This is a genomic window from Actinoplanes subtropicus, assembly GCF_000721705.1.
Classification (GTDB): Bacteria; Actinomycetota; Actinomycetes; order Mycobacteriales; family Micromonosporaceae; genus Actinoplanes; species Actinoplanes subtropicus.
In genome coordinates, this window is the sequence record NZ_JOJL01000151.1 from 1 (window position 1) to 500 (window position 500).

1 pseudogene is annotated in these 500 nt (G+C 70.8%); it reads left to right on the forward strand.

From position 1 onward, the window contains the following. Positions 1–96: 96 nt before the first annotated feature. Positions 97–500 (forward strand): annotated as a pseudogene (locus IH26_RS62515) (hypothetical protein); the annotation flags it as partial.

Sequence of the window (500 nt, forward strand, 5' to 3'; positions counted from 1 at the left end):
ACCCGCGGATATCCCGGACGATCAGATCCCACCCGAAAACGTGTGGGCTGTACTCGCCCGCCGACCCAGGCCGAAGATCGAGCGAAGGCCGCCACCGTGCGGTCGCTGCAGGCCCGGGCCCGCGAGAAAGGCTGCGTGCTGGTCCCGACAGGGCGCTGGCCGTCGGCGCACATCACCCTGGAGGTCACCGGCCGACACTGGGAAGGCCTCGGCTACGGCTGCGGCCGGCTGCGGCGCCAGCACCTCAAGGTCACGACGACCGGCCGCGGAGCTGCGGCACGACCGCGGACGGCGACAGTCACGGTCGGCGGCCCCGCCTGGCCGTTTCCGCCGTCCTACCGGAATGCACACGAACGCGAAGCCGCCCTGGAGCGTGCCCTCGAGTCGCACAGTCATGCGCAACCCGCGGATATCCCGGACGATCAGATCCCACCCGAAAACGTGTGGGCTGTACTCGCCCGCCGACCCAGGCCGAAGATCGAGCGAAGGCCGCCACCGTG